Here is a 23,401-nt window from a genome sequence, read left to right on the forward strand (position 1 = left end):
CATCCTCCGCGCTGAAGAGGGGACGAACAAGAAGAAGGGGGCGGATGCAACGCACCCACCCCCTCGCAAGACCCTATCGCCTTGCCGGACTTGTTCTTCTTACTTCTCCTCGGCTTCCGGCGCTGCCTCGTCGGTCGCCTCCGCGTTGTCGGATGCCTCAGCTTCGTCGGATGCCTCAGCCTCGTCGGCCGGCTCGTTCACCGCGGCGAACTCGGAGAGGTCCACCTGCTGGCCGTTGGAGTCCTTCACGACGGCGCGGCCGAGGAGTACGGCGATCGTCTTGTTGCGAGCGACCTCACCGAACATCTGCGGAAGCTGGCCGTTCTCGCCGAGCAGCTGCACGAACTCGTTCGGGTCCATGCCGTACTGCGCGGCGGCCTGAACGAGGTAGTTGCTCAGCTCGTCCTGGCTGACCTGGATGTTCTCCTTCTGCGCGATCTCGTCGAGCAGCACCTGCGTGCGGAAGGCCTTCTCGCTGGCCTCCTTAACCTCGGCACGGTGCTCGTCGTCTTCGAGCCGGTTCTCGGACTCGAGGTGGCGGTGCACCTCGTCTTCCACCAGGCCCTCCGGGACCGGGATCTCGGTGAGCTCGAGCAGCCGGCCGACCAGCAGGTTGCGCGCCGCGTTGCCCTGATCGAACGTCTTGCTGCGGGCGGCTTCGCCGCGGAGGCTCTCGCGGAGCTCGTCGATGGTGTCGAACTCGCTGGAGATCTGCGCGAAGTCGTCGTCGGCATCCGGGAGCTCACGCTCCTTGACGGCGTTCAGCGTGACGGTGATCTCAGCGTCTTCGCCCTCGTGATCGCCGCCGAGCAGCTTGGAGGTGAACGTCGTGGTCTCGCCGGCAGACAGCGCGTCGAGCGCCTCGTCGATGCCCTCGACGAGCTCGCCGGAACCTACCTCGTACGAGACGTTGCTGGCGGTGTCGACCTGCTCGTCCCCGATCGTGGCGACCAGGTCGAGCTGGGCGAAGTCGCCCTTCTTCGCAGGGCGGTCCACCGTGACCAGCGTGCCGAAGCGGCTGCGCAGGCGCTCGAGTTCGGCCTCGACGTCCTCGTCGGTGACCTCCGCCGCGTCGACGGTCAGCTCGAGGCCGTCGTACTCCGGAAGCGTGATCTCAGGGCGAACATCGACCTCGATGGCGACGATCAGGTCACCCGAGTAGTCCTTGTCGCTGGGCCACTCCGTGATGTCGGCCTCGGGGCGGCCGACCGGCTTGACGTCGTTCTCTTCGACCGCGTTGCGGTAGAAGCCCTCGAGCCCCTCGTTGACGGCGTGCTCGAGAACGGCAGCCTTGCCGACGCGCTGATCGATGATGGGCGGCGGCACCTTGCCCTTGCGGAACCCGGGGATGCTCACCTCCCCGGCGATGTGCTCATAGGCATGCTTGATGCTGGGCTGCAGCTCTTCCGGGGTCACTGCGATGGTGAGCTTCGCGCGTGTCGGGCTCAGCTTCTCGACCGTGGTCTTCACGTGGGAGATCTCCTGTTTTCGAAAGTGGTTCAGTCAGAGTCGACGTGGTCGGGGCGACAGGATTCGAACCTGCGACCTCCCGCTCCCAAAGCGGGCGCTCTAGCCAAGCTGAGCTACGCCCCGGATCGTGGTGACCCGCTAGGTGACCGGCCGGGCACGCGCCAGGGCGTTCAGCAAGCCGAAATGACCTCGCACAGTCTACCGAAGAAAGAGGGATGCCCGCTCCGGCAGGTTCCGCACCCCTCAGCCGGCATGCACTACACTTGCACAGCGCGGTTCACCACCGCTCGGGGATGTAGCTCAATGGCAGAGCCTCAGTCTTCCAAACTGATGGTGCGGGTTCGATTCCCGTCATCCCCTCCACTGGTTCTGACGTCGGCCGTCGTTGCTGCAGGACGACACCGTGACACTCCAATCGGACACGGTCGAGAGGGCGTCAACGAAGGTCCACGGTCTTTGGGAGAATGTCCACGGCTCCGCCGCCCCTTCCGCCCACGAAAAGGCCCGAACATGACAGCAGACGAAGCAGCCGCCCTTCTCGACGTCGCGAAGGATGCCTCGGCATCCGACATCCTTGCCGCTTACTCCGCCAAGGCGCAGGCGGCGGGTGGCGCGCACTCCGGCGATATCGAGGCGGAGAAGGCCGAGGTGCAGCTGCTCGGCGAGGCGCGGGTCACGTTGATGACGTACAGGCAGAAGATGCAGGGCACGCAGCAGCGCACGGCGGTCGCGCAGCGGGCCGCCGGAAAAGGCCCCGCCGCGGGTACACCGGAGTACGGCGAGCGCGCCGAGGCTCCGGTCTGGCCGGACGATGCTCCTGCCAAGGGCAAAGTGCGCACCGCTGAAGAGGAGCAGGTTCGCAAACAGCGATCCTTCGTGATCGCTGTGATCGGTCTCGTGCTCTCGTTGGCCGCATGGGTGTGGTGGCTGCTCGAACCGATCTCGCTGTTCGGCATGGGTCTGGCGATCTGGTCGATGGTTCGCGTGCGCGGCTACGGCAGCGGAATGTACACCGGAACGCGGATCGTCGCATGGCTCGCTCTCCTGCTCGGTGCGCTGGCGCTGATCGGGAACATCCTCCTCGTCGTGAACGGACTCGGCGCCGCGAAGGGCTGAACTTAGCCCAGCCTCCGCTTCCTTGCGGAATGCGGGCGGCCGCGTAGCGTTGATCGAGACAATGAGCGAAGGGACTATTCATCCATGAGCAACACCGACACCACTCCGAAAGCCACCACCAATCCCGACGTCGCTGCGGGCACGGCACAGTTCCTGACTCCGGTGGTCATCGAGCTCGAGGCGCTCGTTGTCAACGGCAAGCAGGCGCACTGGAACCTGCGCGGGTCGAACTTCATCGGCGTTCACGAACTGCTCGACACGCTCGTTGCCGACGCCCAGGAGTGGGCGGACCTCGCCGCCGAGCGCATCGTCGCACTGGGGCTGCCGATCGACGCCCGCATCGCAACGGTCGCCGCGAACACGAAGGCATCTCCGCTCAGCGACGGATTCGTGCAGTCGGACAAGTCGATCGCCGAGGTCATCGGTCAGATCGACGTCGCGCTCGACGCCGTGAACACAGCGGTGCGCGAACTCGACGAGCTCGACCAGACCAGCCAGGACGTCGCGATCGAGATCGCACGCGGACTCGATAAGGACCGCTGGCTTCTGTTCGCCCACATCGCGAAGTAGTCGCGGCTAACACGACAGAACGGGAAGAGGGTCGTGACCGGAAAGTCGCGGCCCTCTTGCTATGCCTGGCAGACAGGGCACCAGTAGAGCTTGCGGGCGGCCATGAGTTCCATCGCGATGTTCGTCCCACACACCCGGCACGGGAGCCCCTCCCGCTTGTACACCCAGTGGCGATCCTCCCGGCTCGCCATCGCCTTCGCCCACTCCTCAGGGCCGAGGTCGTCCATTGTCATCATCTGACCGGTGCGCACGCCGATGTCGAGCAGGTGCGCCCAATCCCGCCAAAGCGCTCGAGCGGTGTCCTTCGGAACCTTCTTGCCCGGCGTGTGAGGGTTCAGCCCGGCCCGGAACAACATCTCAGCCCGGTAGACGTTGCCGACGCCACTCATCACGGATTGGTCCATCAGCAACAGGCCGACGGGCGTCTGCTTCGACGTGATGGTCTCCGCAACCCGGTCCTCGACCTCCGGACCGTCATCCACGAGAGGATCGGGGCCCAGCCCCGCGATCACCTTGGCGACGGAGGCCTCGTCGAGCACCTGGCACGCCGTCGGCCCTCGCAGGTCGGCCACAGCGGTGTCGGTGAGCAGCCGGGCCCGCACAGCGCCGACCGGTTCGGGTGGGAAGGCGAACGCGGTGTCGTCCTCTTTCTCGGACTCGGACATCCGAAGCCGAGCCCTTCGGGGTGCGCCCATGCTGGCGATCGAGTCCTCACCGCGCGAGTCCAGCACCGGAACGCCCGCCTCCGACACCGCTTCGGTCGGCACCGTCCCCCGCTGATTCGTCTGCCCCATGCGTCCGCGAGCGGACCGGATCGTATCGTCCACCGTGATCTCGCCGGCGAAGTCCCATGCGCCGTAGATGCCCAGGTGAACACGCAGCCAGAGCCCGTTCTCGAACTCGAGGAAGAGCTGCTTGCCGATGGCACGGGCATCCACCATCGTCTGCCCGTCGATGAGGGCGGCATCTGCGCTGAACCTGCCCTGCGGCGAACTGACCGCCACCCGTTTGCCGACGAAGTTGCGCTTGAACTGCAGGGCGATCCGGTGAACGGAATGACCTTCAGGCATCCGCGCTACTTGTCGACGTTCTTGCCGGCGATGTCGCCGGTCGCCTCGAACTCGGCCAACTGCGCGATGCGCCGCACGTGGCGCTCCTCGAACGAGAACGGCTCGGCGATGAAGGTGTCGATGTACGAGATCGCCTCGTCGACCGTGTGCTGCCTCGCGCCGATCGCGATCACGTTCGCATCGTTGTGCTGGCGTGCCAGAAGCGCCGTGCTCTCGTTCCAGACCAGGGCGGCGCGGATGCCCAGCACCTTGTTCGCGGCGATCTGCTCACCATTGCCCGAACCGCCGAACACGACACCGAGCGCCTGCACGCCCGCCTGCTGGTCGGCAATGACGCCCTTGGCCGCGTTGATGCAGAACGCCGGGTAGTCGTCGAGCGGGTCGAACTCCTGCGGTCCGTGGTCGATGACCTCGTGCCCGGCATCCCTCAGGTGCTGCTGCAGGGTCTGCGAGAACTCGAGTCCGGCGTGGTCGGTGCCGATGTGGATGCGCATGGGCACCAGTCTAGGGACGCCCGCCAAGGTGAAACCCGCTCCCTCGAGGAGAAGAACCCACACCCTCGAGGGAAGGGGAGGTCAGTCGAAGATCGGGTCGCGGGTGCGGCTGCGCTTGAGCTCGAAGAAGCCGTCGTAGGACGCGGCCGCCACCACGCCGTCCCACAGCGTCAGCGCCTGCTGTCCGCGCGGAGTGGGTGAGATGACCGGCCCGAAGAACGCAGTTCCGTTCACGGCGATCACCGGGGTGCCGACATCCTGTCCGACGCGGTCGATCCCGTCGGCGTGGCTGGCCCGCAGCTGCACGTCGTACTCCTCGGAGTCGGCGTACTCGGCGTACTCGGCAGGCAGCCCGACCTCGGAGAGCGCTTCGCCGATGACGGCGTCGGCGTCTTTGCGATGCTCCGGATGGATGCGCGTGCCCAGCGCATCGTAGAGCGGCTTCACCGCCTCCTGCCCGCGCAACTCCCCCACAGCTGTGACGAGCCGCGCATAGCGCAGGGTGCGGGGCAGCTTCGCGCGGTAGGACTCGGAGACGTCCTTGTCCTCGTTGAGCACGTACAGGCTCATGATGTGCCACGTCACGTTCAGGTCGCGGTGCGGGGCGACCTCGTCGACCCAGCGTGAGGTCATCCAGGCCCACGGGCATGACGGATCGAACCAGAAGTCAACATCGGTCATGACCACCATCTAAGCGGCCGTGCCCCGGAGCCGTGCCGGCCGTCGCAGTTCCGCTCTCGTGGGCGGCCCGCACCGCCGAATAGGCTTGACAGTCGGGCCGCGCACACGATGCGCCCGGAGCCCGAGCTTGCGTCGGACACCTTTCGCCAGGAGAAGAAGGAGAACCATGCCAGGAGAGAACCTCACGCGCATCGAGGCGGCCGAGCGCCGCGCCATCGTCGATACCCAGAGCTATGACGTCACGCTCGACCTCACCGCGGGCGACGAGACCTTCCTCAGCACGACGACGGTGAAGTTCGCCGCCAAGGAGGGGGCGTCGACCTTCATCGATGCGATAACGGCATCCGTCGACTCGATCGTGCTCAACGGAGAGGCGCTCGATGTGGCGAGCGTCAACGACGGAGTGCGCATCCAGCTGAACGATCTCAAGGCCGAGAACGAGCTGACCGTCGTATCGCACCCTCGGTACACGAACACCGGCGAGGGCCTGCACCGCTTCGTCGACCCGGTCGATGGCGAGGTCTACCTCTACACGCAGTTCGAGGTGCCCGATTCCCGCCGTATGTTCGCGGTGTTCGAGCAGCCCGATCTCAAGGCCGTGTTCACCTTCACGGTGACCACGCCCGAGAAGTGGGCCGTCGTCAGCAACTCGCCGGTGGCATCCGTCGAGCAGAACAGCGACGTGAAGACCACCGTCTTCGAGCCGACGCCGAGGATCTCCTCGTACATCACCGCGCTCATCGCGGGGCCCTATTCGAGCTGGCACGCGGAGCTCACCAGCCGCGACGGACGCACCATTCCGCTGGGCGTCTACGCGCGCGCATCGCTGGCGGAGTACATGGATGCCGACTACATCTTCGACAAGACCCGGGAGGGCTTCGCGTTCTACGAGGAGCGGTTCGACGTGCCGTACCCGTTCGCGAAGTACGACCAGCTGTTCGTGCCGGAGTTCAACGCCGGCGCCATGGAGAACGCCGGCGCGATCACGTTCACCGAGACGTACGTGTTCCGCTCCAAGGTGACGGACGCCATCAGGGAGCGCCGCGTCGTCACGATCCTGCACGAGCTGGCGCACATGTGGTTCGGCGACCTCGTGACGATGAAGTGGTGGAACGACCTCTGGCTCAACGAGTCGTTCGCGGAGTACGCCTCGACGCTGGCGACCGCCGAGGCGACCGAGTGGCGCGAGGCCTGGACCACGTTCGCGGCCATGGAGAAGAGCTGGGCGTACCGGCAGGACCAGCTGCCGTCGACGCATCCGATCGTCGCCACCATCAACGACCTCGAAGACGTGCAGGTCAACTTCGACGGCATCACGTATGCCAAGGGCGCGTCGGTTCTCAAGCAGCTCGTGGCGTGGGTGGGTCAGGACGACTTCCTTGCAGGCGTCTCGAACTACTTCAAGAAGCACGCGCACTCCAACACCGAGCTTCGCGACCTGCTGCTGGAACTCGAGGCCACCAGCGGCCGTGACCTGACATCGTGGTCGAAGCTTTGGCTGGAGACCGCAGGGGTGAACACACTGCGGCCCGAGATCGAGACGGATGCCGACGGCAACGTCACCGGGTTCGCCGTGCTGCAGTCCGCGCATCCGGACTACCCGACGCTGCGTCCGCATCGCCTCGCGATCGGGCTGTACAACCTGCGCGGCAACAAGCTCGTGCGGGACGGACGGTTGGAGCTGGACATCGACGGCGAGCGCACCGAGGTGCCCGAGCTGGTCGGCAAGAAGCGTCCCGATCTCGTTCTGATCAACGACGACGACCTCGCATACGCGAAGATCCGCCTCGACGAGCAATCCCTGACGTTTGCGATCGAGCACCTCTCCGAGATCGAGTCGCCGCTGGCGCGATCGCTGGTGTGGGGCTCGGTGTGGGATGCCACGCGCGACGCCGAGACGCAGGCGAGCGATTACGTGCGCCTCGTGCTGGGCAACATCGGCACCGAGACCGAGTCGACGACGCTCCGCACGACACTGAACCAGCTCGTGCTGACCGTGCACTCGTACGTTGCGCCGCATCGTCGTGAGTCCTCTGCCCGACAGGCGGCGGACACCCTCTGGGAGCTCGCCTCGTCGGCACAGGCCGGAAGCGACGCGCAGTTCCAGTTCGTGAAGTTCTTCGCCGTGCTCGCCTCCACGCCGGAGCAGTTGGCGAAGATCTCCGGACTGCGCGATGGATCCATCGTGCTGGACGGCCTCACCGTCGACACGGATCTCTCCTGGGAGCTTCTCACCTCGCTGGTCGCCGGCGGACAAGCCGGCTCCGCCGAGATCGACGCCGCTCTCGCGGCCGACAACACCGCGACCGGCGCGCAGGCGGCCGCGCAGGCGCGCGCGGCGATTCCCACCCCCGAGGGCAAGGCGGCGGCGTGGGCGAGCGTCTTCGACTCCGACGACCTGCCGAACACCATCGTGCGGATGACCGGGGTCGGCTTCCAGCGCGCGCACGACACCGCACTGCTCGAGCCCTACGTCACGAAGTACTTCGACGCACTGCAGTCGGTGTGGGCATCCCGCACCTACAAGATCGCGGAGTACCTCGTCGAGGGCATGTACCCGTTCCCACTGGCCGATCAGCGGCTCGCGGACGCCACGCGCGACTGGCTGGAAGCGAACCAGGAGCCGGCCGCGCTGCGTCGCCTCGTGTCGGAGAACCTGGCGTCGGTGGAGCGGGCGCTGCGAGCACAGGAGCGCGATGCGCTTTAGTCGCTGATCGGGGTGCATCTCGACCGTGGGATGCATCCCGATCATCCTGTGGGTTGACGACGCGGACCCGCGGTCTCCGTAGCGTCGAGGTCATGATCGAAATCGATGGCCTCACCAAGAGGTATGGCCCCAAGCTGGCGGTCGACCACGTCAGCTTCACGGTGCGTCCCGGCATCGTCACCGGATTCCTCGGCCCCAACGGTGCCGGCAAGTCCACCACCATGCGCATGATCATGGGGTTGGACAAGCCGACCGCGGGCAGCGCGCTCGTCTCCGGCAAGCCGTACGCACAGCATCCGTCGCCTCTGCACGAGGTCGGCGCGCTTCTGGAGGCCAAGGCTGTGCACACCGGCCGCACCGCCTTCAACCACTTGCTCGCGCTCGCGGCGACCCACGGCATCCCGAAGAAGCGGGTGAACGAGGTGATCCACCTCACCGGCCTCGAGTCGGTGGCAGGCAAGCGAGTCGGCGGGTTCTCGCTCGGCATGGGACAGCGCCTCGGCATCGCCGCCGCGCTCCTCGGCGACCCGCACACGCTCATCCTCGACGAGCCGGTCAACGGCCTCGACCCCGAGGGGGTGCGCTGGGTGCGCGAATTCTCGCGGCACCTCGCCTCTGAGGGTCGCACTGTCTTCATTTCCTCGCACCTGATGAGCGAGATGGCTCAGACCGCCGACCACTTGATCGTGCTCGGCCGAGGGCGTGTGCTCGCGGATGCCCCGATCGCCGAGGTGATCGCCGGCGCCACACGGCGAGTGGTGCGCGTGCGCACACCCGACGTGCGCTCGCTCACCGCTGCGCTGGCCGGACCGGACGTGACCGTCACCTCGTTCGACGACGGTGCGCTCGAGGTCGTGGGACTGGATGCGGCACAGATCGGCGATGCCGCCGCGGCGCACGGAGTCGCGCTGCACGAATTGACGCCGGTCGACGCCTCACTGGAGGAGGCCTACCTCGAACTCACTCAAGACGAGGTCGAATACCACTCGGAGGTGGCACGATGAGCACGGCAACCAGCACCCTGAACCGGCCGACACCGACGGCGAGTCCGCTGGACGGCATCCGGCTCTCCTTCGCCGGTCTGCTCCGCTCGGAGTGGATCAAGCTACGCAGTCTGCGCTCCACGGTGTGGTGCCTCGGCATCGTCATCGTGCTCGCGGTCGGCGTGGCGGCGGCATCCGCCGGCCTCTACCACCTGGAGAACGTCTCCGCCCTGCCGACGGATGTGGCGAACGGCTACGTGGTCTCCGCTGCCACCATCGGACTCTCATTCACGCAGCTGGCGGTCGCCGTACTCGGCGTACTCGTGATCAGCGGGGAATACGCCACGGGCATGATTCGCTCGACCTACACGGCCGACCCGCGACGACTCGGCGCCTACTTCGCGAAGTTCATCGTGCTCGCCGTCGTGGTGTTCGTCGTGGGCGTCATCTCGGTCGGCATCTCGGCGATCGTGGGCACCCTGATCTTCGAAGGGCGCGGACTGCACCCCGATCTGTTCTCGTCGAGCGTGCTGCTTCCACTCCTCGGCGGTGCGGCGTACCTCACCCTCATCGCGATGCTCGCCTTCGCCCTCGGATCGATTCTGCGGAGCTCGGCAGGCGGCATAGCGACGATCCTGGGCTTCCTGCTGGTTCTGCCGGTGGTGGCCACACTGCTGGCACGGCTCACACAGGCGACCTGGGTGGACAACGTGGCGTCGTTCCTGCCCTCCGAGGCCGGGCAGCACCTCTACACATACGTGCCGCCGAATGCTCACACGGTCGTCGCGAGCGGAGTGGTCTCGCTGGACGCGTGGCAAGGCGGGCTCGTCCTGCTGGCGTGGGTCGCGGTCACGGTCGCGGTCGGCGCCATCCTGACCAAGCAGCGCGACGTGTAGAACGGCACATCATTCGGCCGGTGTCCCTCGCCGGGACGCCATCCAGAGCGTGCGCGGCCTCTTTCGGAACCGAGCGCCAACCGGGGGACCGCCGGGTGCGACACCACCCGGCGACGGATGCCCGTGAGTAGCGATCATCGCCGCTCACGGGCATCCGCCATTCACCAAGGCGCCGCCCAGGATGCGCCAAGTCCGCCCCCTAGAATCGGTCGCGATGACCTTCTCCGCATCTCTCCCCCTCGCGAACCTCACCAGCCCCACCTTCTGGAGCGACGTGTTGACAACCCTCGGTGAATGGGGTTGGAAGCTCGTGCAGATCGCCATCATCATTGCCGTCGCGTTCCTCATCGGATGGGTGATGCACTTCGTGCTCCGGCGTGTCGTTCGGCGCATCGTGACTGGGGTCAAGAACAAGCAGAACGTCGAAGACACCCAGGCGCTCACCGCTTCCCCGATCGCGGCAGTGCGGCTCGTTCAGCGCACCCGCACGCTCGGAACCGTTCTCAGTAACATCGTCAACATCGCGATCGTGATCATCGCTCTTGTCGCATGCATCAACATCGCCCTGCCGAACCTCTTCGGCTCCCTCGCACTCCTCACCGCCGCGATCGGTGCCGGCCTCGGCTTCGGCGCGCAGAACATCGTCAAGGACGTGCTCAACGGCCTGTTCATGGTGATGGAGGATCAGCTCGGGGTGGGCGACGTCGTCGACCTCGGCCCCGCGACGGGCATGGTCGAGGTCGTGGGCATCCGAATCACCCAGATCCGCGACGTGAACGGCACGCTCTGGTTCGTGCGCAACGGCGAGATCCTGCGCGTGGGCAACATGTCCCAGGGCTGGGCACGCGTGATCACCGACCTCGCAGTGCCGTACGACGCCGACGTCGACGCCATCGAGGATCGGATGATGCAGGTCGCGTCCGAGCTCGCCACCTCACCGCGCTGGCGGACGCGCATCGTGGAGAAGCCCGAGATATGGGGCATCGAGTCGGTCTCGACGGATGCCGTCGTGCTCCGCGTTGTGATCAAGACCCGCACGACGGCGAAGGACGACGTCGCGCGTGAGCTTCGCAAACGGCTCAAGACCGCGCTCGATGAGATGCATGTCACGCTGCCGTCCCTCTCCAGCGTCGTGCTGACCGGATTCGACGGCGCTGCGAGCATCACCGGCGCTCATCCGCCCCGCACCCGACCGAGCCCGGTGGTGACGACCCAGGATGCAAAGCTCAAGAAGCGCCGCGGCAAGCGCGGTGCCTCCGAAGAGACCGCACAAGCGAACGCCGCTCCTCGCGGTGCCCGAGCCGGCGCATCCGGTGCACCGGCGACGGCGAGGCATCCGCAGGCCATCACGAAGCCGCAGCCGGCACCGCCACGTGACAGCGGTGCCGCACCCCGCCATCCGTCACCCGGTGAGCACGGGCTGCAGAGCGACCACCACGACGAGGGCAACCAGTGAGCGACGCAATAGCAGACAACTTCTACGAACAGGTCGGCGGACACGAGACGTTCCGTCGGCTGGTCGCGTCGTTCTACCGCGGCGTCGCCGATGATCCGGTGCTGCGGCCGATGTATCCGGAGCAGGACCTCGGGCCCGCCTCAGACCGGCTGCGGATGTTCCTGGAGCAGTACTGGGGCGGCCCCACGACGTACAGCGAGCAGCGTGGTCATCCGCGACTCCGGCTGAGGCATCAGCCGTTCAAGGTCAACCCTGAGGCACGTGACCGCTGGCTCGGGCACATGCGCGCGGCCCTCGATGAGTTGGAGTTGCCACCGCTGCAGGACGCCACACTGTGGGCCTACCTCGAACGTGCCGCCCATGCGATGGTGAACACCTTCGAGGAGTGAGGCACGCGCCAGACTCACCCAACGGCGGGGCCGCACCAGAATTGGTCACTTGACCAACTTGTTATCCGGCAACGTCGCAGAGCCTGCTGTCCCACGCGATACTGGGACGACGCGATCCGATCGAAGGAGACCCCGGATGCCGACGGTCCACACCCCCATTGACCCGCCCGCGCGATCGGCCGAACCGGCAGACCGCCCCGTGGACCTCAGCGGCGAGTTCGACGCCATCGTCGTCGGCGCGGGACTGGCGGGCCTCGTGACCGCTTCAGAACTGCTGGATCGCGGCAAGCGAGTGGCCATCCTCGAGCAGGAGCCATCCCAGTCGCTCGGTGGTCAGGCGTTCTGGTCGTTCGGCGGACTGTTCCTCGTGGACTCCCCCGAGCAGAGACGCATGGGCATCCACGACTCCATCGAGCTCGCGCGACAGGACTGGTTCGGCACCGCCGGATTCGATCGCAACGAGGATGCCTGGCCGCGCCGGTGGGCCGAGGCGTACCTTCAGTTCGCCGCCGGCGAGAAGCGCTCGTGGCTGCGCTCGAAGGGCGTGAAGCTCTTCCCCGTGGTCGGGTGGGCGGAGCGCGGCAGCGGCACCGCAGGAGGACACGGCAACTCCGTGCCACGCTTCCACATCACGTGGGGCACAGGGCCGGGTCTGTTGCGCCCGTTCATCGAACGCGTACGACAGGGCGGGCGAGAAGGCAGAGCTGTGCTGGCCCACCGGCACCGTGTCGACGGTCTCGTCACCGCCAGCGGCGCTGTGATCGGAGTGCGCGGCAGTCTCCTCGCTCCCGACGGCATGGAACGCGGTGTCGCCAGCAACCGCGACGTGGTCGGAGAGTTCGAACTCCGCGCACCTGCCGTCGTGATCACGTCCGGGGGCATCGGCGGCAACCACGACCTGGTGCGACAGAACTGGCCGGAGCGGCTCGGCACTCCCCCGGCGCACATGCTCGCCGGAGTGCCCGCGCACGTGGACGGGCGGATGATCACGATCGCGGAGGATGCCGGCGCGCGCGTCATCAACGGCGACCGCATGTGGCACTACACAGAGGGCATCCAGAACTGGAACCCGGTCTGGCAGAACCACGGCATCCGTATCCTTCCTGGTCCGTCGTCCCTGTGGTTCGACGCGGAGGGGAATCGGCTGCCCGCACCGCTCTTCCCCGGCTTCGACACCCTCGGCATGCTCGAGCACATCCAGCGCACCGGACACGACTACACCTGGTTCGTGCTGACTCAGAAGATCTTGGAGAAGGAGTTCACGCTCTCCGGCAGCGAGCAGAACCCCGATCTGACCGGCAAGGACGTGCGACTTCTGCTGCAGCGGGTCAGGCCCGGAGCGCCAGGCCCGGTCGAGGCGTTCAAACGTCACGGCGCCGACTTCGTCGTGGCGTCCACCTTGCCCGAGCTCTTCAGCGGCATGCGCGAGCTGGCGGACGTGCCCTTCGACGAGAACGGGATCGAGCGCACCGTGCTGGAGCACGACCGCGAGCTCGACAACTCCTTCTCGAAGGACGCTCAGCTCACCGCGATCACCTCCGCCCGGCGCTATCGCGGCGACAAGCTCATCCGGGTGGCGTCACCGCACAAGTTCCTCGACCCGGGGTCGGGTCCGCTCATCGCCGTCAAACTGCACATCCTCACCCGCAAGACGCTCGGCGGCATCGAGACCGACCTGGAGGGGCGCGCGCAGAACGCCGCGGGCGAGGCGGTGCGGGGGCTCTACGCGGCGGGCGAGGTCAGCGGCTTCGGCGGTGGCGGAGTGCACGGTTACCGCTCGCTGGAGGGCACCTTCCTCGGCGGATGCCTGTTCTCCGGCAGGCAGGCAGCCCGCGGCGTTCTCGCCGACCTCGGCTGACCGTTCAGCCGCGCAACGACCAGGCGGGACGCTTCACGAGCACGTGCCCGCGCCGCAGTGTCAGCCGCGTCCACGGACCCGTCTCGTGCACCGTCACAGGCTCGTCCTGCTCGACGATGAAGCCGAGCGAGTGAGCGGCGAATCCCGCTCCCGTCGCGACATATTCCAGTTCCGGCATGGGCCTGCCCCAGACCTCACCGCGAACCCGCTGCACGAGCTGCTCCCCCGCCTCATGCGGGATCGCCTCCGCCACCTCGGCGACACCATCCACGGCCGCGCGCTGCAGTACGCTCGCCGTCGTCTCGCCCACCCGGCGCCAGCCGCCGCGCGGCGGAGTGATGCCCGCCCACGTGACCGTGCTCACCTGGAGCGGAAGCCGAATCCCGATCGGCGCGGCCTCGCCCTCGGGCTGCGGCGGAGCATCCGCCGCCCGTGCCAGCCTGTCCAGCAGAGACCGGGTCGGAACGACCGCGTCGAAGGTGGCATCCCTGTCGGTGGCGAAGGTGCGTAAGCCCAGCACGGTCGGGATGTGATCGAGCAGGCTGCGCGGGTACAGGATCGCCGTGTACGCGGCGAGAACGCCGGACCCGGCGACCAGCCGAACCGACCCGTCTTCGACGCGTCCGGCGCGCGATAAGTACACCTGGAGGTCGGAGACCGCGAGGGCGTCGACCAGGGAGAAGAACTCACTCATGTGCTGTCTAAACTAGGGCACATTGCGCCCGTCCATCGGCCGCGCGACGTCCGACTACGCCGCCGGCTCTGACGCGTCGCACTTCAGACGCGCATCCCGCCCGACGACGAGAGGCACCATGACGAAACCCCTCGACGGCCTGCTCGCCGCCCTCGATCTGACCGACACCGGCGCGCGCACCGACGAGGACATCTTCACCGGAACCAGCCAGTGGATGCCCCACGGTCGCGTGTTCGGCGGACAGGTGCTCGCGCAGTCCCTCGTGGCCGCCATGCGCACGACGCCGGACGAGCGAGCGGTGCACTCGATGCACGGGTATTTCCTGCGCCCGGGCGACGTGAACCAGCAGATCACGTTCTCCGTCGACCGCATCCACGACGGTCGTTCGTTCTCCACGCGCCGCACGCAGGCCTACCAGAACGGCCTTCCGATCCTGTCGATGATCGCCTCGTTCCAGGCGCCAGACGGCGGCCTCGATCATCAGGTCGACATGCCGGCTGATGTTCCAGACCCGGAAGAGCTGAAGAGCGACACGGAGTTGCTTGCCGGCTTCGAGCATCCGGTGGGGCGCTACTGGCGCGAGGAGCGGCCGTTCGATCTGCGGCATATCCCGTCACCCGTGTACTTCACGGTCGAGGGCGACCACGTCGCGCACCAGGCGGTGTGGTTCAAGACGCTCGGCGCACTTCCGGATGACGAGAACCTGCACCGTGCGGCGCTTGCGTACGCCAGCGACTACTCCATACTCGAGCCCGTGATGCGACGCCACGGTGTGGCGTGGGGAACACCGGGACTCAAGATCGCAAGCCTCGATCACGCGATGTGGTGGCATCGGTTCAGCCGGGTCGACGAGTGGCTGCTCTACGTACAGGAGTCACCGAGCGCGACCGGCGGACGTGGACTCGCGCTCGGCCGTATCTACAACCGGGACGGGATGCTCGTGGCCAACGTCGCACAGGAGGGCATGCTGCGCGTTCCCCAGACGTAGCCGAGATCACCGCTCATAGCGATCGCCCGGGCGAGTCAGAGGAAGACCCGGCATGGTAGAAGTCACGACCGACACTTTCGACTATGGCGGCTTCGCCGCTCGTTGGCTCAATCGGCTCGGTGACGCAAGCAGGCTCGCGTCACTCTCACCTCAATCACCTTTAGGAGACCCGGATGTCCGGAATCCCGCACGTTCCCTCGCCCGCTGTGATCACCCGCAGGGCCGCACTCGGCACCGCAGTCGGTGCCGCCGGTGTGTGCGTGCTCGCGGCGTGCTCCTCGCCCGGCGCGAGCCAGGGCTCAGGCGAATCGGGCAACGGCGGCCCCGGTACGGGGAGCTCTGGCGGTTCGGGATCGGGCAGCACCTCGAGCCCGAACGCTGCTGACGGGATCTCCCTCAGCGACATTCCGGTCGGCGGGGCCATCTCCGCCACCTACAAGGGCGGCCCGATCGTGGTCGCGCAACCGGAGTCCGGCACGGCCGTCGCGTTCTCCGCGATCTGCACGCACATGGGCTGTGTAGTGGCGCCGGCCGGCAAGCAGTTCGACTGCCCCTGTCACGGTTCGGAGTTCAGCGCGAGCACGGGCGATGTCATCAGAGGTCCCGCCACCAGGCCGCTTCCGAAGCTCAACGCAACGGTCTCCGGCGGCAAGGTCACCATTTCTTAGCCGATGGAGTCTCTGAGCGGCAACGCCGCGATAGAGGCGACTCGCCCGCTCAGCGCCGGTGGAAATGGATCGGCGGCTCCTCGTAGGGAGACCACGCCTCGCGTTCCCGCTCGTTGATGCGGCGGGGACGGCCGGACTCCCGATCGACAAGTACCAGCGTCGTGGCGGCTCGGGCGTACAGCACGGAGGGTTCGGCCCCGGCCGGCGACCAGACCTCGTAACAGAGTTCCATGCTGGCGCCGCCGAGCCTCGCCACCCACAACTGCACGTTCAACGGCTGCCGCTGGTACGGGATGGGCACCAAATACTCGATCTCCTGCCGAGCCAGCAGGCTGAGCGTGTCGGCACCCGGCCTGCTGTCGAGCACCGCGGTGGACCCGCCGAACGCTTCGCCGGCATCGACCTCCGCACCCTGCTCGTCGGGAGCCCAGAACGCGAGGATGCGCGCCTCTTCGAGCAGCCGAAGCATCTCCGCGTTGTTCACGTGACCGTAGGCATCCAGATCGCTCCAGCGCAGCCGGATGGGCACGTTCAGGCGCACGGTCAGTCCCGCGTGTTCGGGTCGAGCCTCAACCCGACTCGATCGACTCGGCAATGCGAGCAAGCGCTCATTGCTCTCACCTCAATCGCGGGTCAGCTTGCGGTAGGCGGAGCGGTGCGGCTTCGCCGCGTCGGGGCCGAGGCGCTCGATCTTGTTCTGCTCGTACGCCTCGAAGTTTCCCTCGAACCAGTACCAGTCGGCCGGGTTCTCGTCGGTGCCCTCGTACGCCAGGATGTGCGTCGCGATGCGGTCGAGGAACCACCGGTCGTGCGTGATCACGACCGCGCAGCCCGGGAACTCCAGCAGGGCGTTCTCCAGGCTCGACAGCGTCTCGACGTCGAGGTCGTTCGTGGGCTCGTCCAGCAGCAGGAGGTTGCCGCCCTGCTTGAGCGTGAGGGCCAGATTGAGGCGGTTCCGCTCACCGCCGGAGAGTACTCCTGCCTTCTTCTGCTGATCAGGTCCCTTGAATCCGAAGGTGGAGACATAAGCGCGGCTCGGCACCTCGGTCTTGCCCACCTGGATGTAGTCGAGGCCGTCGGAGACGACCTCCCAGAGCGACTTGTTCGGGTCGATGCCGCCTCGGGACTGGTCGACGTAGGAGATCTCGACGGTCTCGCCGATCTTGAGGTCTCCGCCATCCAACGGCTCGAGTCCGACGATGGTCTTGAACAGCGTCGTCTTGCCGACACCGTTCGGGCCGATCACGCCGACGATGCCGTTGCGCGGGAGCGTGAAGCTGAGTCCGTCGATGAGCTGACGCTCACCGAATCCCTTCTGCAGGTTCTTCGCATCGATCACGACCTGACCGAGACGCGGCCCCGGCGGAATCTGGATCTCCTCGAAGTCGAGTTTGCGCGTACGCTCCGCCTCGGCGGCCATCTCCTCATACCTGGCCAGACGCGCCTTCGACTTGGCCTGACGCCCCTTCGAGTTGCTGCGCACCCAATCCAGTTCGTCGGCGAGGCGCTTGGCGAGCTTGGCGTCCTTCTTGCCCTGTACCTGCAGACGCTCGTGCTTCTTCTCGAGATAGGTGGAGTAGTTGCCTTCGTACGGGTAGAGGTGACCGCGGTCGACCTCGGCGATCCATTCCGCCACGTGGTCGAGGAAGTACCGGTCGTGGGTGACGGCGAGCACGGCCCCGTGGTACTGCTTCAGGTGCTGCTCGAGCCAGAGGACGCTCTCGGCGTCGAGGTGGTTGGTGGGCTCGTCCAGCAACAAGAGGTCGGGCTTCTGGAGCAGCAGTTTGCACAGCGCCACTCGCCGCTTCTCCCCTCCGGAGAGAACGGATACCGGTGCATCCGACGGCGGGCAGCGCAACGCATCCATCGCCTGCTCGAGCTGGGAATCAAGGTCCCAGGCATCCGCCGCGTCGATCTGCTCCTGAAGCGTGCCCATCTCGGCCAGCAGCGCATCGAAGTCGGCGTCCGGCTCGGCCATGGCGGCGGAGATCTCGTTGAACCGGTCGACCTTGGCCTTGATTTCACCGACGCCCTCTTGCACGTTCTCGAGCACGGTCTTGGACTCGTCGAGTTCGGGCTCCTGCATGAGGATGCCGACGCTGTAGCCCGGCGTCAGCTTGGCCTCGCCGTTGGAGGGGATGTCGAGCCCCGCCATGATCTTCAGGATCGTGGACTTACCCGCTCCGTTCGGGCCGACCACACCGATCTTCGCGCCTGGCAGGAATGCCATGGTGACGTCGTCGAGGATGAGCTTGTCGCCCACCGCCTTTCGGGCGCGGACCATCGAGTAGATATATTCGGCCATGCGCCCCAGTCTATGGGCGGGCGCCCGGTGCCTCGGCCGGCCTGCAACCCGTCAGAGAGCGAATCGCGCGGTCCTCTCACTGGATGGGAACGGTGTCGCCGATCAGGCACTTTCCGGTGCCCAGCACGGGCGCCACGGTGCTGTGGTACCCGCCGATGTCGTCGCCGAACTGCCCGATCAGGCATCCGCCGTTGATGAGAACGGAGAACTGAACCGAACCCGGTGTGAGGTTCACCGTGGTCTTGTCCGCCGTCATCTGCATGTTCGCCTTCACGAAGCCGGCGGCCGCCAGACCGTCGACGAACTGCTGCGCCGTCGGATTCTTGTCTGCCGCGATCGTGCGGTTGTTCACGTGGTCGAAGAACGCGAGGTTCTGCTTCGCCGTGCCCTTCGGGTTCAATGCCGGTAGCGCGCTCGAGGTCGGCGTCGGTGCCGATGATGTCGTCGAGACGGATGCCGTCGGAGTGCGTGCCGGTCCCGCTGGCGGAGCGGTGCATCCAGCGAGTGTCAAGACGACTCCGAGGCCGAGCGCGACGGATACCGCGGCGAACGCTCGCGACGTCGCCCGCGGCGTCGAGCCACCAGCCACCGATCCGACTCCCCTCCCGCATGTGCACCCGTGCGAAGCGCAGGCGCGCGAGAAGTCTAGGGTGCTCAGATCAGTCGCGCACAACCAGACATACACGGCCCGCACATGCACGGCCCAGAGATGCATGGCCCACACCTGAACGACCCAGCGCGGCCCACGTTAGAGCTGCCCGATTAGAGATGCACAGATCAGAACGGCGGCTCCGCATCGGCGAACTCGAGTTCCGCCTGCACCGCCTCGGCATCGTTCCCTGAACCGTGCGCGACGTAGTCTGCGCCGCTTGTCGGCGCTTCTGCCGATCCGTGCGCTCCTCCCGGCAACGCCCAGCCGTCGGAGTCCACGACAGGCTGATCGGCCGGCGCCTGAGAGCCACCGACTGCTGCACCGCCTTCTTGGCTGGAAGAGCCACCGGCGGTCTTCGTGAACGAACTCGTTCCGAACGCCAGATCGTGCCCGATGCCCTCCGCCACGATCTCCACGGCGGTTCCGTGCTTGTCTTCCTTCTCCCAGCTGCTTACGCGCAGCCGGCCGGTGACGACGACCCGGTCGCCCTTCACGAGCGACTTGGCGGAGTTCTCCGCCAGCCATCGGAACGCCACGATGGTGTACCAGTTCGTCTCGCCGTTCTCCCAGCTACTGGCCTCGCGGTTGTACTTGCGCTGCGTCGAGGCGAGCCGGAAGGTCAGCCGTGCCAGGCCGTTGCCCACGATGTTGAGCGTCGGCTCCGTTCCCACGTGGCCGATCGCAGTGATGGTGTCAGGCATCTTCGCGCCTCCTCTTTCGGTGTTCTTCGAGTGGATGCGGCCGCGATGCGCTGGCCGCATGTCCACAGTGCGCGTACCGAAGCCGGCATCGGGGCGTCGTGGCGCGAACGGTGGGAACGCTGCACGACACGCAGCCTGTGGACGGAGAGGAACGAACCAATCGGGCGGACTCAATAGCATTCAGGAATGCCTTACGTTCCCGCAGACCACCGCTATGACTCGATGACCTACCGCCGCACCGGCCGAAGCGGCCTCGACCTTCCCGCCGTCTCGCTCGGCTTCTGGCACAACTTCGGCGACACGAGGCCGATCGACACCCAGCGCGCCATCGTGCGACGCGCGTTCGACCTCGGCATCACGCACTTCGACCTCGCCAACAACTACGGGCCGCCCGCGGGGTCGGCCGAACGGAATGTCGGCCGCATCCTCGCCGAGGACTTCGCCGCATACCGCGACGAGATCGTGGTCTCGACGAAGGCCGGCTACCACATGCACTCCGGGCCGTACGGCGAGTGGGGTTCCCGCAAGTACATGCTCGCTTCGCTGGATGCCTCGCTGAAGCGCCTCGGGCTCGACTATGTCGACATCTACTACTCGCACCGCCCCGACCCCGACACGCCGATCGAGGAGACCATGGGGGCGCTCGCCACCGCCGTGCGGCAGGGCAAGGCGCTCTACGTCGGGGTGTCGAACTACAGCCCCGAGCAGACCCGGGCGGCCGCCGCGGCCCTCGAGGCGGAGGGCGTTCGCCTGCTGATACACCAGCCCAGCTACTCGATGTTCAATCGTCATGTCGAGAACGGTCTTCTTGACGTGCTGACCGAGCTGGGCATCGGCTCGATCGTCTTCTCGCCGCTGCAGCAGGGTCTCCTCACCGACCGCTACCTGACAGGCGAGGTTCCGGATGACTCCCGAGCGGCGACCAGCGTCTTCCTGCGTCCGGAGAACATCACCGTCGAGTACCTCGACCGTGCCCGTGCGCTGAACGAGATAGCCGCGGGGCGCGGGCAGTCGCTGGCGCAACTGGCGCTCACCTGGGTGCTCCGGCATCCGCAGGTGACGAGCGCGCTGATCGGCGCGTCCAGCGTCGTTCAGCTGGAGCAGAACGTGGCAGCCGTGCACGCCGCGCCGTTGACGCCGGACGAGATCGCCGCCATCGAGCCGTTCGCCGTGGACGGCACGGGTCGCCGATAGATCCGTCACCGGCCCAGTCGCCGACGCCCGGCACGCCTTCCACGAGATCGTTTGCGGCGCAGGTAATCTGCGCAACATGCAGTGGTGGAATGACTTCTGGGGGTGGCTCACGTCACAGGACGCGCAGCCGGTGATCTTCACCGCGGTCGTGCTCCTCGTGTCCATCGTCGTTGCCGGGTTGTTGTCGGCGTGGATCGCTCGTGGAGCGATCAGGGGTGTGCTCTCGCGTGCCGAACGCGAGCAGAAGGCCGCCGCCGTCGCTGCCCTCGTGGATGCCGCAGTGGAGGCATCCGTCTGGAATTCCCTGACTCCGGCCGAGCAGGTGCTCTCGGACCGCTCCGTTGGGCAGGCGGACATCCTGGTGCGGCTGCTGCCGCTCAAGGGCGCGGCCGCCGCAGCCGACTGGGCTGCCCATCAGCTCGCAGAGCTGAAGCGCAACTCGGCAACCTACGGCTACAACCTGGAGCCGGCGATCATCGAGTTCCGCGACCGCCTCGTCGAGTGGCAGAACAAGCCAAGGCGTGCCCGCAGATTGTTCCTCGAAGACCTGGAGCGCTGGAGGTTCGAGCGCACCGCGACCGACGAAACGGCATATGCGGACCAGGATGCCTGGGTTGCGCGGCAGCACCACGAGCGGAACGCGCCGCCCTCCGACACCGCGCCGACGGCCTTGCTGCAGTCCACCGCACGGGCGGGGTCGGACACTGCGGCCGATGACGCCCCCGGCGGCACCGCAGCGCTCGACGACTACGACACCGTCGCGACCCCGGTCGGGGCCTACGCGTCGCGCAAACCCACCGGTCTTCAGGAGGACTGAATCGCCAAGTCTGATTGCCCGGCCGCAATCGAGGAGTGAGGGCCGCCACGTTGTGTGGCGGCCCTCACCGCATCCAGCGACTGGGATGCGCTAGTCCGGGGCCCGGGTAACCCTCCGGCGGAACTACTCCTCGAAGACCGGTGTGCGCCACCACGCGTCGAACGGCGACGCCGGTACGTGGCGCTTGTGCTCCGTGGCGAGGTACTTGGCCTCGATCGCCTCGGCGACCGCATCCGGAACATCCTGACCCTGCAGGTATGCGTCGATGTCGCGGTAGCTGATGCCGAGGTTGTCTTCGTCGGTCTGCCCGGGAGTGTCGTCGAGCAGATCCGCGGTCGGCGACTTCTCGTAGAGCCTTGCCGGTGCACCGAAGTACTCCAGGAGCTGTCGTCCCTGGCTCTTCGTGAGTCCGGTGAGCGGAGTGAGGTCTACGCCCCCGTCGCCGTACTTCGTGAAGAAGCCTGTCACCGCCTCGGCGGCGTGATCGGTTCCGACCACGAGCAGCGCGCGCTGGCCGGCGATCGCGTACTGGGCGACCATACGCATACGTGCCTTGACGTTCCCTTTCGTGAAGTCGAGGATGCGCTCCTGCAGAGCATCCCCGAACTCGTCCGCGACTCCGTCCACGCCGCGCTGCACGTTGAATGTGACGACCTGCTGGGGTGCGATGAAGTCCAGCGCGAGCCGGGCATCCGCCTCGTCGGCCTGTACGGCGTACGGCAGCCGCACGGCGACGAATTCGGCGTCGACTCCGGCTTCCCGCAACCGCTCGGTGGCGAGCTGGCAGAGCTTTCCGACGAGCGTCGAGTCTTGTCCGCCGCTGATGCCGAGCACGTACCCGCGGGCGTGCGAACTCCGCGCATAGTCGACCAGGAAGGCGACACGAGCTTCCGCCTCGGCGGCCGGATCGATCGATGACTTGACATTGAGTTCGCGGATGATCTCCGCCTGAAGTTCGCGCATACGTTGAACTTTAGGACGAGCATGTTTCAGGCAGGCAACGGGTGGACAGCGCGTTCAGCGATGTGCCGACGCGTCGATCTGAACCGGGTATCCGGCCGTCAGTACCGCGAGCGTGGCCGGCGGAGTGATCACGGTCGCCCTTCCCGAGCGGGGACGGGTGATCGGTGGACCGTAGCCGTCCGGCGACCATTCCACGAGAGCATCGCCGAGCACGAGCCTCGGAGTGTCCCGTTCGAGAACGAAGGCGCCGTCAGGCAATCCGACGTAGGGCCTTTCGTGCAGCCGCCGACGATGCGTGCGCGGGTACAGCCGCTCGGCGTGGAGTCGCGCGTTCACGGCACCTGCGGACGGCCGCGGGCCACCGAGCGCATCAGTCCACGCATCCAGGTAGGAGCCGTAGGAGCCACGGCGGCACTCGGCGCACGGGCGGTGGCCGGCGGCGAAGCCGACGGCCTCGTCGTGGAAGAACAGGAACGTGTAGTGATGCGGCGCCCACTGCGGCTGCCTGATGCCGCGGAACTCGAGCTCGCAGATCAACCAGAGGTTGCCGGAGTGGAACCGCACGATCTCGTGTCCCTTATGGATCTTGCCGCGATTGCCCGTCCACCTACCCCGGAGCGACGTCACCACGATGTCGCCGAGCGGCGTCACCCGATTTCGTTCCGGCATGCGCGCCTCCTGGCGGTGATGACGATGATCGCAGCCACAGCCGTGGAGCTTCGAAGCTGA

The 23,401-nt window shown here is 66.8% G+C and carries 23 protein-coding genes and 2 tRNA genes; 13 read left to right on the top strand and 12 right to left on the bottom strand.

What is annotated here, in order from left to right:
* Positions 1-99 precede the first annotated feature (99 nt).
* Complete coding sequence (gene tig, locus ACYVII_RS01385; protein ID WP_460529819.1) at positions 100-1,470, bottom strand: trigger factor; 1,371 nt, start codon at positions 1,468-1,470, stop codon at positions 100-102.
* Positions 1,471-1,515: 45 nt separating this feature from the next.
* Positions 1,516-1,593, bottom strand: a tRNA-Pro gene (locus ACYVII_RS01390).
* A 166-nt stretch (positions 1,594-1,759) separates the two neighbouring features.
* Between ACYVII_RS01390 and ACYVII_RS01395 the strand changes: the two genes are divergently transcribed.
* From ACYVII_RS01395 to ACYVII_RS01405, 3 genes are all read left to right on the top strand, one after another.
* A tRNA-Gly gene (locus ACYVII_RS01395) sits at positions 1,760-1,833 on the top strand.
* A gap of 147 nt (positions 1,834-1,980) precedes the next feature.
* Positions 1,981-2,586, top strand: coding sequence for a hypothetical protein (locus ACYVII_RS01400; protein ID WP_460529822.1), 606 nt, complete (start codon positions 1,981-1,983; stop codon positions 2,584-2,586).
* A gap of 84 nt (positions 2,587-2,670) precedes the next feature.
* Positions 2,671-3,156, top strand: coding sequence for a Dps family protein (locus tag ACYVII_RS01405; protein WP_460529825.1), 486 nt, complete (start codon positions 2,671-2,673; stop codon positions 3,154-3,156).
* A gap of 59 nt (positions 3,157-3,215) precedes the next feature.
* Here the strand turns inward: ACYVII_RS01405 and ACYVII_RS01410 are convergent, their stop codons facing one another.
* The 3 genes from ACYVII_RS01410 to ACYVII_RS01420 form a co-directional block, all read right to left on the bottom strand.
* Positions 3,216-4,226, bottom strand: a complete 1,011-nt coding sequence (locus ACYVII_RS01410) for an Fpg/Nei family DNA glycosylase (RefSeq protein ID WP_460529828.1) — start codon at positions 4,224-4,226, stop codon at positions 3,216-3,218.
* 5 nt (positions 4,227-4,231) lie between these two features.
* Complete coding sequence (locus tag ACYVII_RS01415; protein WP_460529831.1) at positions 4,232-4,720, bottom strand: ribose-5-phosphate isomerase; 489 nt, start codon at positions 4,718-4,720, stop codon at positions 4,232-4,234.
* Between the two features lie 81 nt (positions 4,721-4,801).
* The gene (locus tag ACYVII_RS01420; protein ID WP_460529834.1) at positions 4,802-5,401 is read right to left on the bottom strand and encodes a mycothiol-dependent nitroreductase Rv2466c family protein; all 600 of its coding nucleotides are present in this window, start codon (positions 5,399-5,401) and stop codon (positions 4,802-4,804) included.
* Positions 5,402-5,567: 166 nt separating this feature from the next.
* On the opposite strand from ACYVII_RS01420, the gene pepN reads away from it, so the two are divergent.
* The 6 genes from pepN to ACYVII_RS01450 all read left to right on the top strand — a co-directional run bounded on the left by pepN (position 5,568) and on the right by ACYVII_RS01450 (position 13,690).
* Complete coding sequence (gene pepN / locus ACYVII_RS01425; RefSeq protein WP_460529837.1) at positions 5,568-8,108, top strand: M1 family aminopeptidase; 2,541 nt, start codon at positions 5,568-5,570, stop codon at positions 8,106-8,108.
* Between the two features lie 92 nt (positions 8,109-8,200).
* Entirely contained in the window at positions 8,201-9,112 is a 912-nt protein-coding gene (locus ACYVII_RS01430; RefSeq protein ID WP_460529840.1) for an ABC transporter ATP-binding protein, read from the top strand.
* Positions 9,109-9,987: an ABC transporter permease subunit gene (locus tag ACYVII_RS01435; protein WP_460529843.1), complete on the top strand. Its 879-nt coding sequence runs from the start codon at positions 9,109-9,111 to the stop codon at positions 9,985-9,987. The genes ACYVII_RS01430 and ACYVII_RS01435 overlap by 4 nt, the downstream gene beginning before the upstream one ends.
* Before the next feature lie 214 nt (positions 9,988-10,201).
* Complete coding sequence (locus ACYVII_RS01440) at positions 10,202-11,443, top strand: mechanosensitive ion channel family protein (RefSeq protein ID WP_460529846.1); 1,242 nt, start codon at positions 10,202-10,204, stop codon at positions 11,441-11,443.
* Positions 11,440-11,832, top strand: coding sequence for a globin (locus ACYVII_RS01445; protein WP_460529849.1), 393 nt, complete (start codon positions 11,440-11,442; stop codon positions 11,830-11,832). Before ACYVII_RS01440 ends, ACYVII_RS01445 begins: the two co-directional genes overlap by 4 nt.
* 136 nt (positions 11,833-11,968) lie before the next feature.
* A complete protein-coding gene (locus tag ACYVII_RS01450) occupies positions 11,969-13,690 on the top strand; it encodes an FAD-binding dehydrogenase (RefSeq protein WP_460529852.1) in 1,722 nt (573 codons plus the stop codon).
* A 4-nt stretch (positions 13,691-13,694) separates the two neighbouring features.
* Here the strand turns inward: ACYVII_RS01450 and ACYVII_RS01455 are convergent, their stop codons facing one another.
* The gene (locus tag ACYVII_RS01455) at positions 13,695-14,384 is read right to left on the bottom strand and encodes a hypothetical protein (RefSeq protein WP_460529855.1); all 690 of its coding nucleotides are present in this window, start codon (positions 14,382-14,384) and stop codon (positions 13,695-13,697) included.
* Between the two features lie 118 nt (positions 14,385-14,502).
* Between ACYVII_RS01455 and ACYVII_RS01460 the strand changes: the two genes are divergently transcribed.
* Positions 14,503-15,372 (top strand): acyl-CoA thioesterase, encoded by an 870-nt coding sequence (locus ACYVII_RS01460; protein ID WP_460529858.1) that lies wholly within the window; start codon positions 14,503-14,505, stop codon positions 15,370-15,372.
* A 173-nt stretch (positions 15,373-15,545) separates the two neighbouring features.
* A complete protein-coding gene (locus tag ACYVII_RS01465) occupies positions 15,546-16,040 on the top strand; it encodes a QcrA and Rieske domain-containing protein (RefSeq protein ID WP_460529861.1) in 495 nt (164 codons plus the stop codon).
* Positions 16,041-16,089: 49 nt separating this feature from the next.
* On the opposite strand, the gene ACYVII_RS01470 is transcribed toward ACYVII_RS01465, so the two are convergent.
* The 4 genes from ACYVII_RS01470 to ssb form a co-directional block, all read right to left on the bottom strand.
* A complete protein-coding gene (locus ACYVII_RS01470; protein ID WP_460529864.1) occupies positions 16,090-16,581 on the bottom strand; it encodes an acyl-CoA thioesterase in 492 nt (163 codons plus the stop codon).
* 81 nt (positions 16,582-16,662) lie between these two features.
* Entirely contained in the window at positions 16,663-18,345 is a 1,683-nt protein-coding gene (gene ettA, locus ACYVII_RS01475; RefSeq protein ID WP_460529867.1) for an ABC transporter ATP-binding protein, read from the bottom strand.
* A 76-nt stretch (positions 18,346-18,421) separates the two neighbouring features.
* Positions 18,422-18,934, bottom strand: a complete 513-nt coding sequence (locus ACYVII_RS01480) for a DUF6993 domain-containing protein (protein ID WP_460529870.1) — start codon at positions 18,932-18,934, stop codon at positions 18,422-18,424.
* A gap of 188 nt (positions 18,935-19,122) precedes the next feature.
* Positions 19,123-19,698, bottom strand: coding sequence for a single stranded DNA-binding domain-containing protein (gene ssb / locus ACYVII_RS01485; RefSeq protein ID WP_460529873.1), 576 nt, complete (start codon positions 19,696-19,698; stop codon positions 19,123-19,125).
* Between the two features lie 186 nt (positions 19,699-19,884).
* Between ssb and ACYVII_RS01490 the strand changes: the two genes are divergently transcribed.
* Positions 19,885-20,892, top strand: a complete 1,008-nt coding sequence (locus ACYVII_RS01490) for an aldo-keto reductase family protein (protein ID WP_460529876.1) — start codon at positions 19,885-19,887, stop codon at positions 20,890-20,892.
* Positions 20,893-20,968: 76 nt separating this feature from the next.
* The gene (locus ACYVII_RS01495) at positions 20,969-21,709 is read left to right on the top strand and encodes a hypothetical protein (protein ID WP_460529878.1); all 741 of its coding nucleotides are present in this window, start codon (positions 20,969-20,971) and stop codon (positions 21,707-21,709) included.
* A gap of 123 nt (positions 21,710-21,832) precedes the next feature.
* Here ACYVII_RS01495 and nadE read toward each other — a convergent pair whose 3' ends face one another.
* Both nadE and ACYVII_RS01505 read right to left on the bottom strand, forming a co-directional pair.
* On the bottom strand, positions 21,833-22,672 hold the full coding sequence (nadE, locus tag ACYVII_RS01500) for an ammonia-dependent NAD(+) synthetase (protein WP_460529881.1): 840 nt from the start codon (positions 22,670-22,672) through the stop codon (positions 21,833-21,835).
* Between the two features lie 54 nt (positions 22,673-22,726).
* Positions 22,727-23,341 (bottom strand): hypothetical protein, encoded by a 615-nt coding sequence (locus ACYVII_RS01505; protein ID WP_460529883.1) that lies wholly within the window; start codon positions 23,339-23,341, stop codon positions 22,727-22,729.
* Positions 23,342-23,401 lie beyond the last annotated feature (60 nt).

Source organism: Humibacter ginsengiterrae (genome assembly GCF_054780115.1).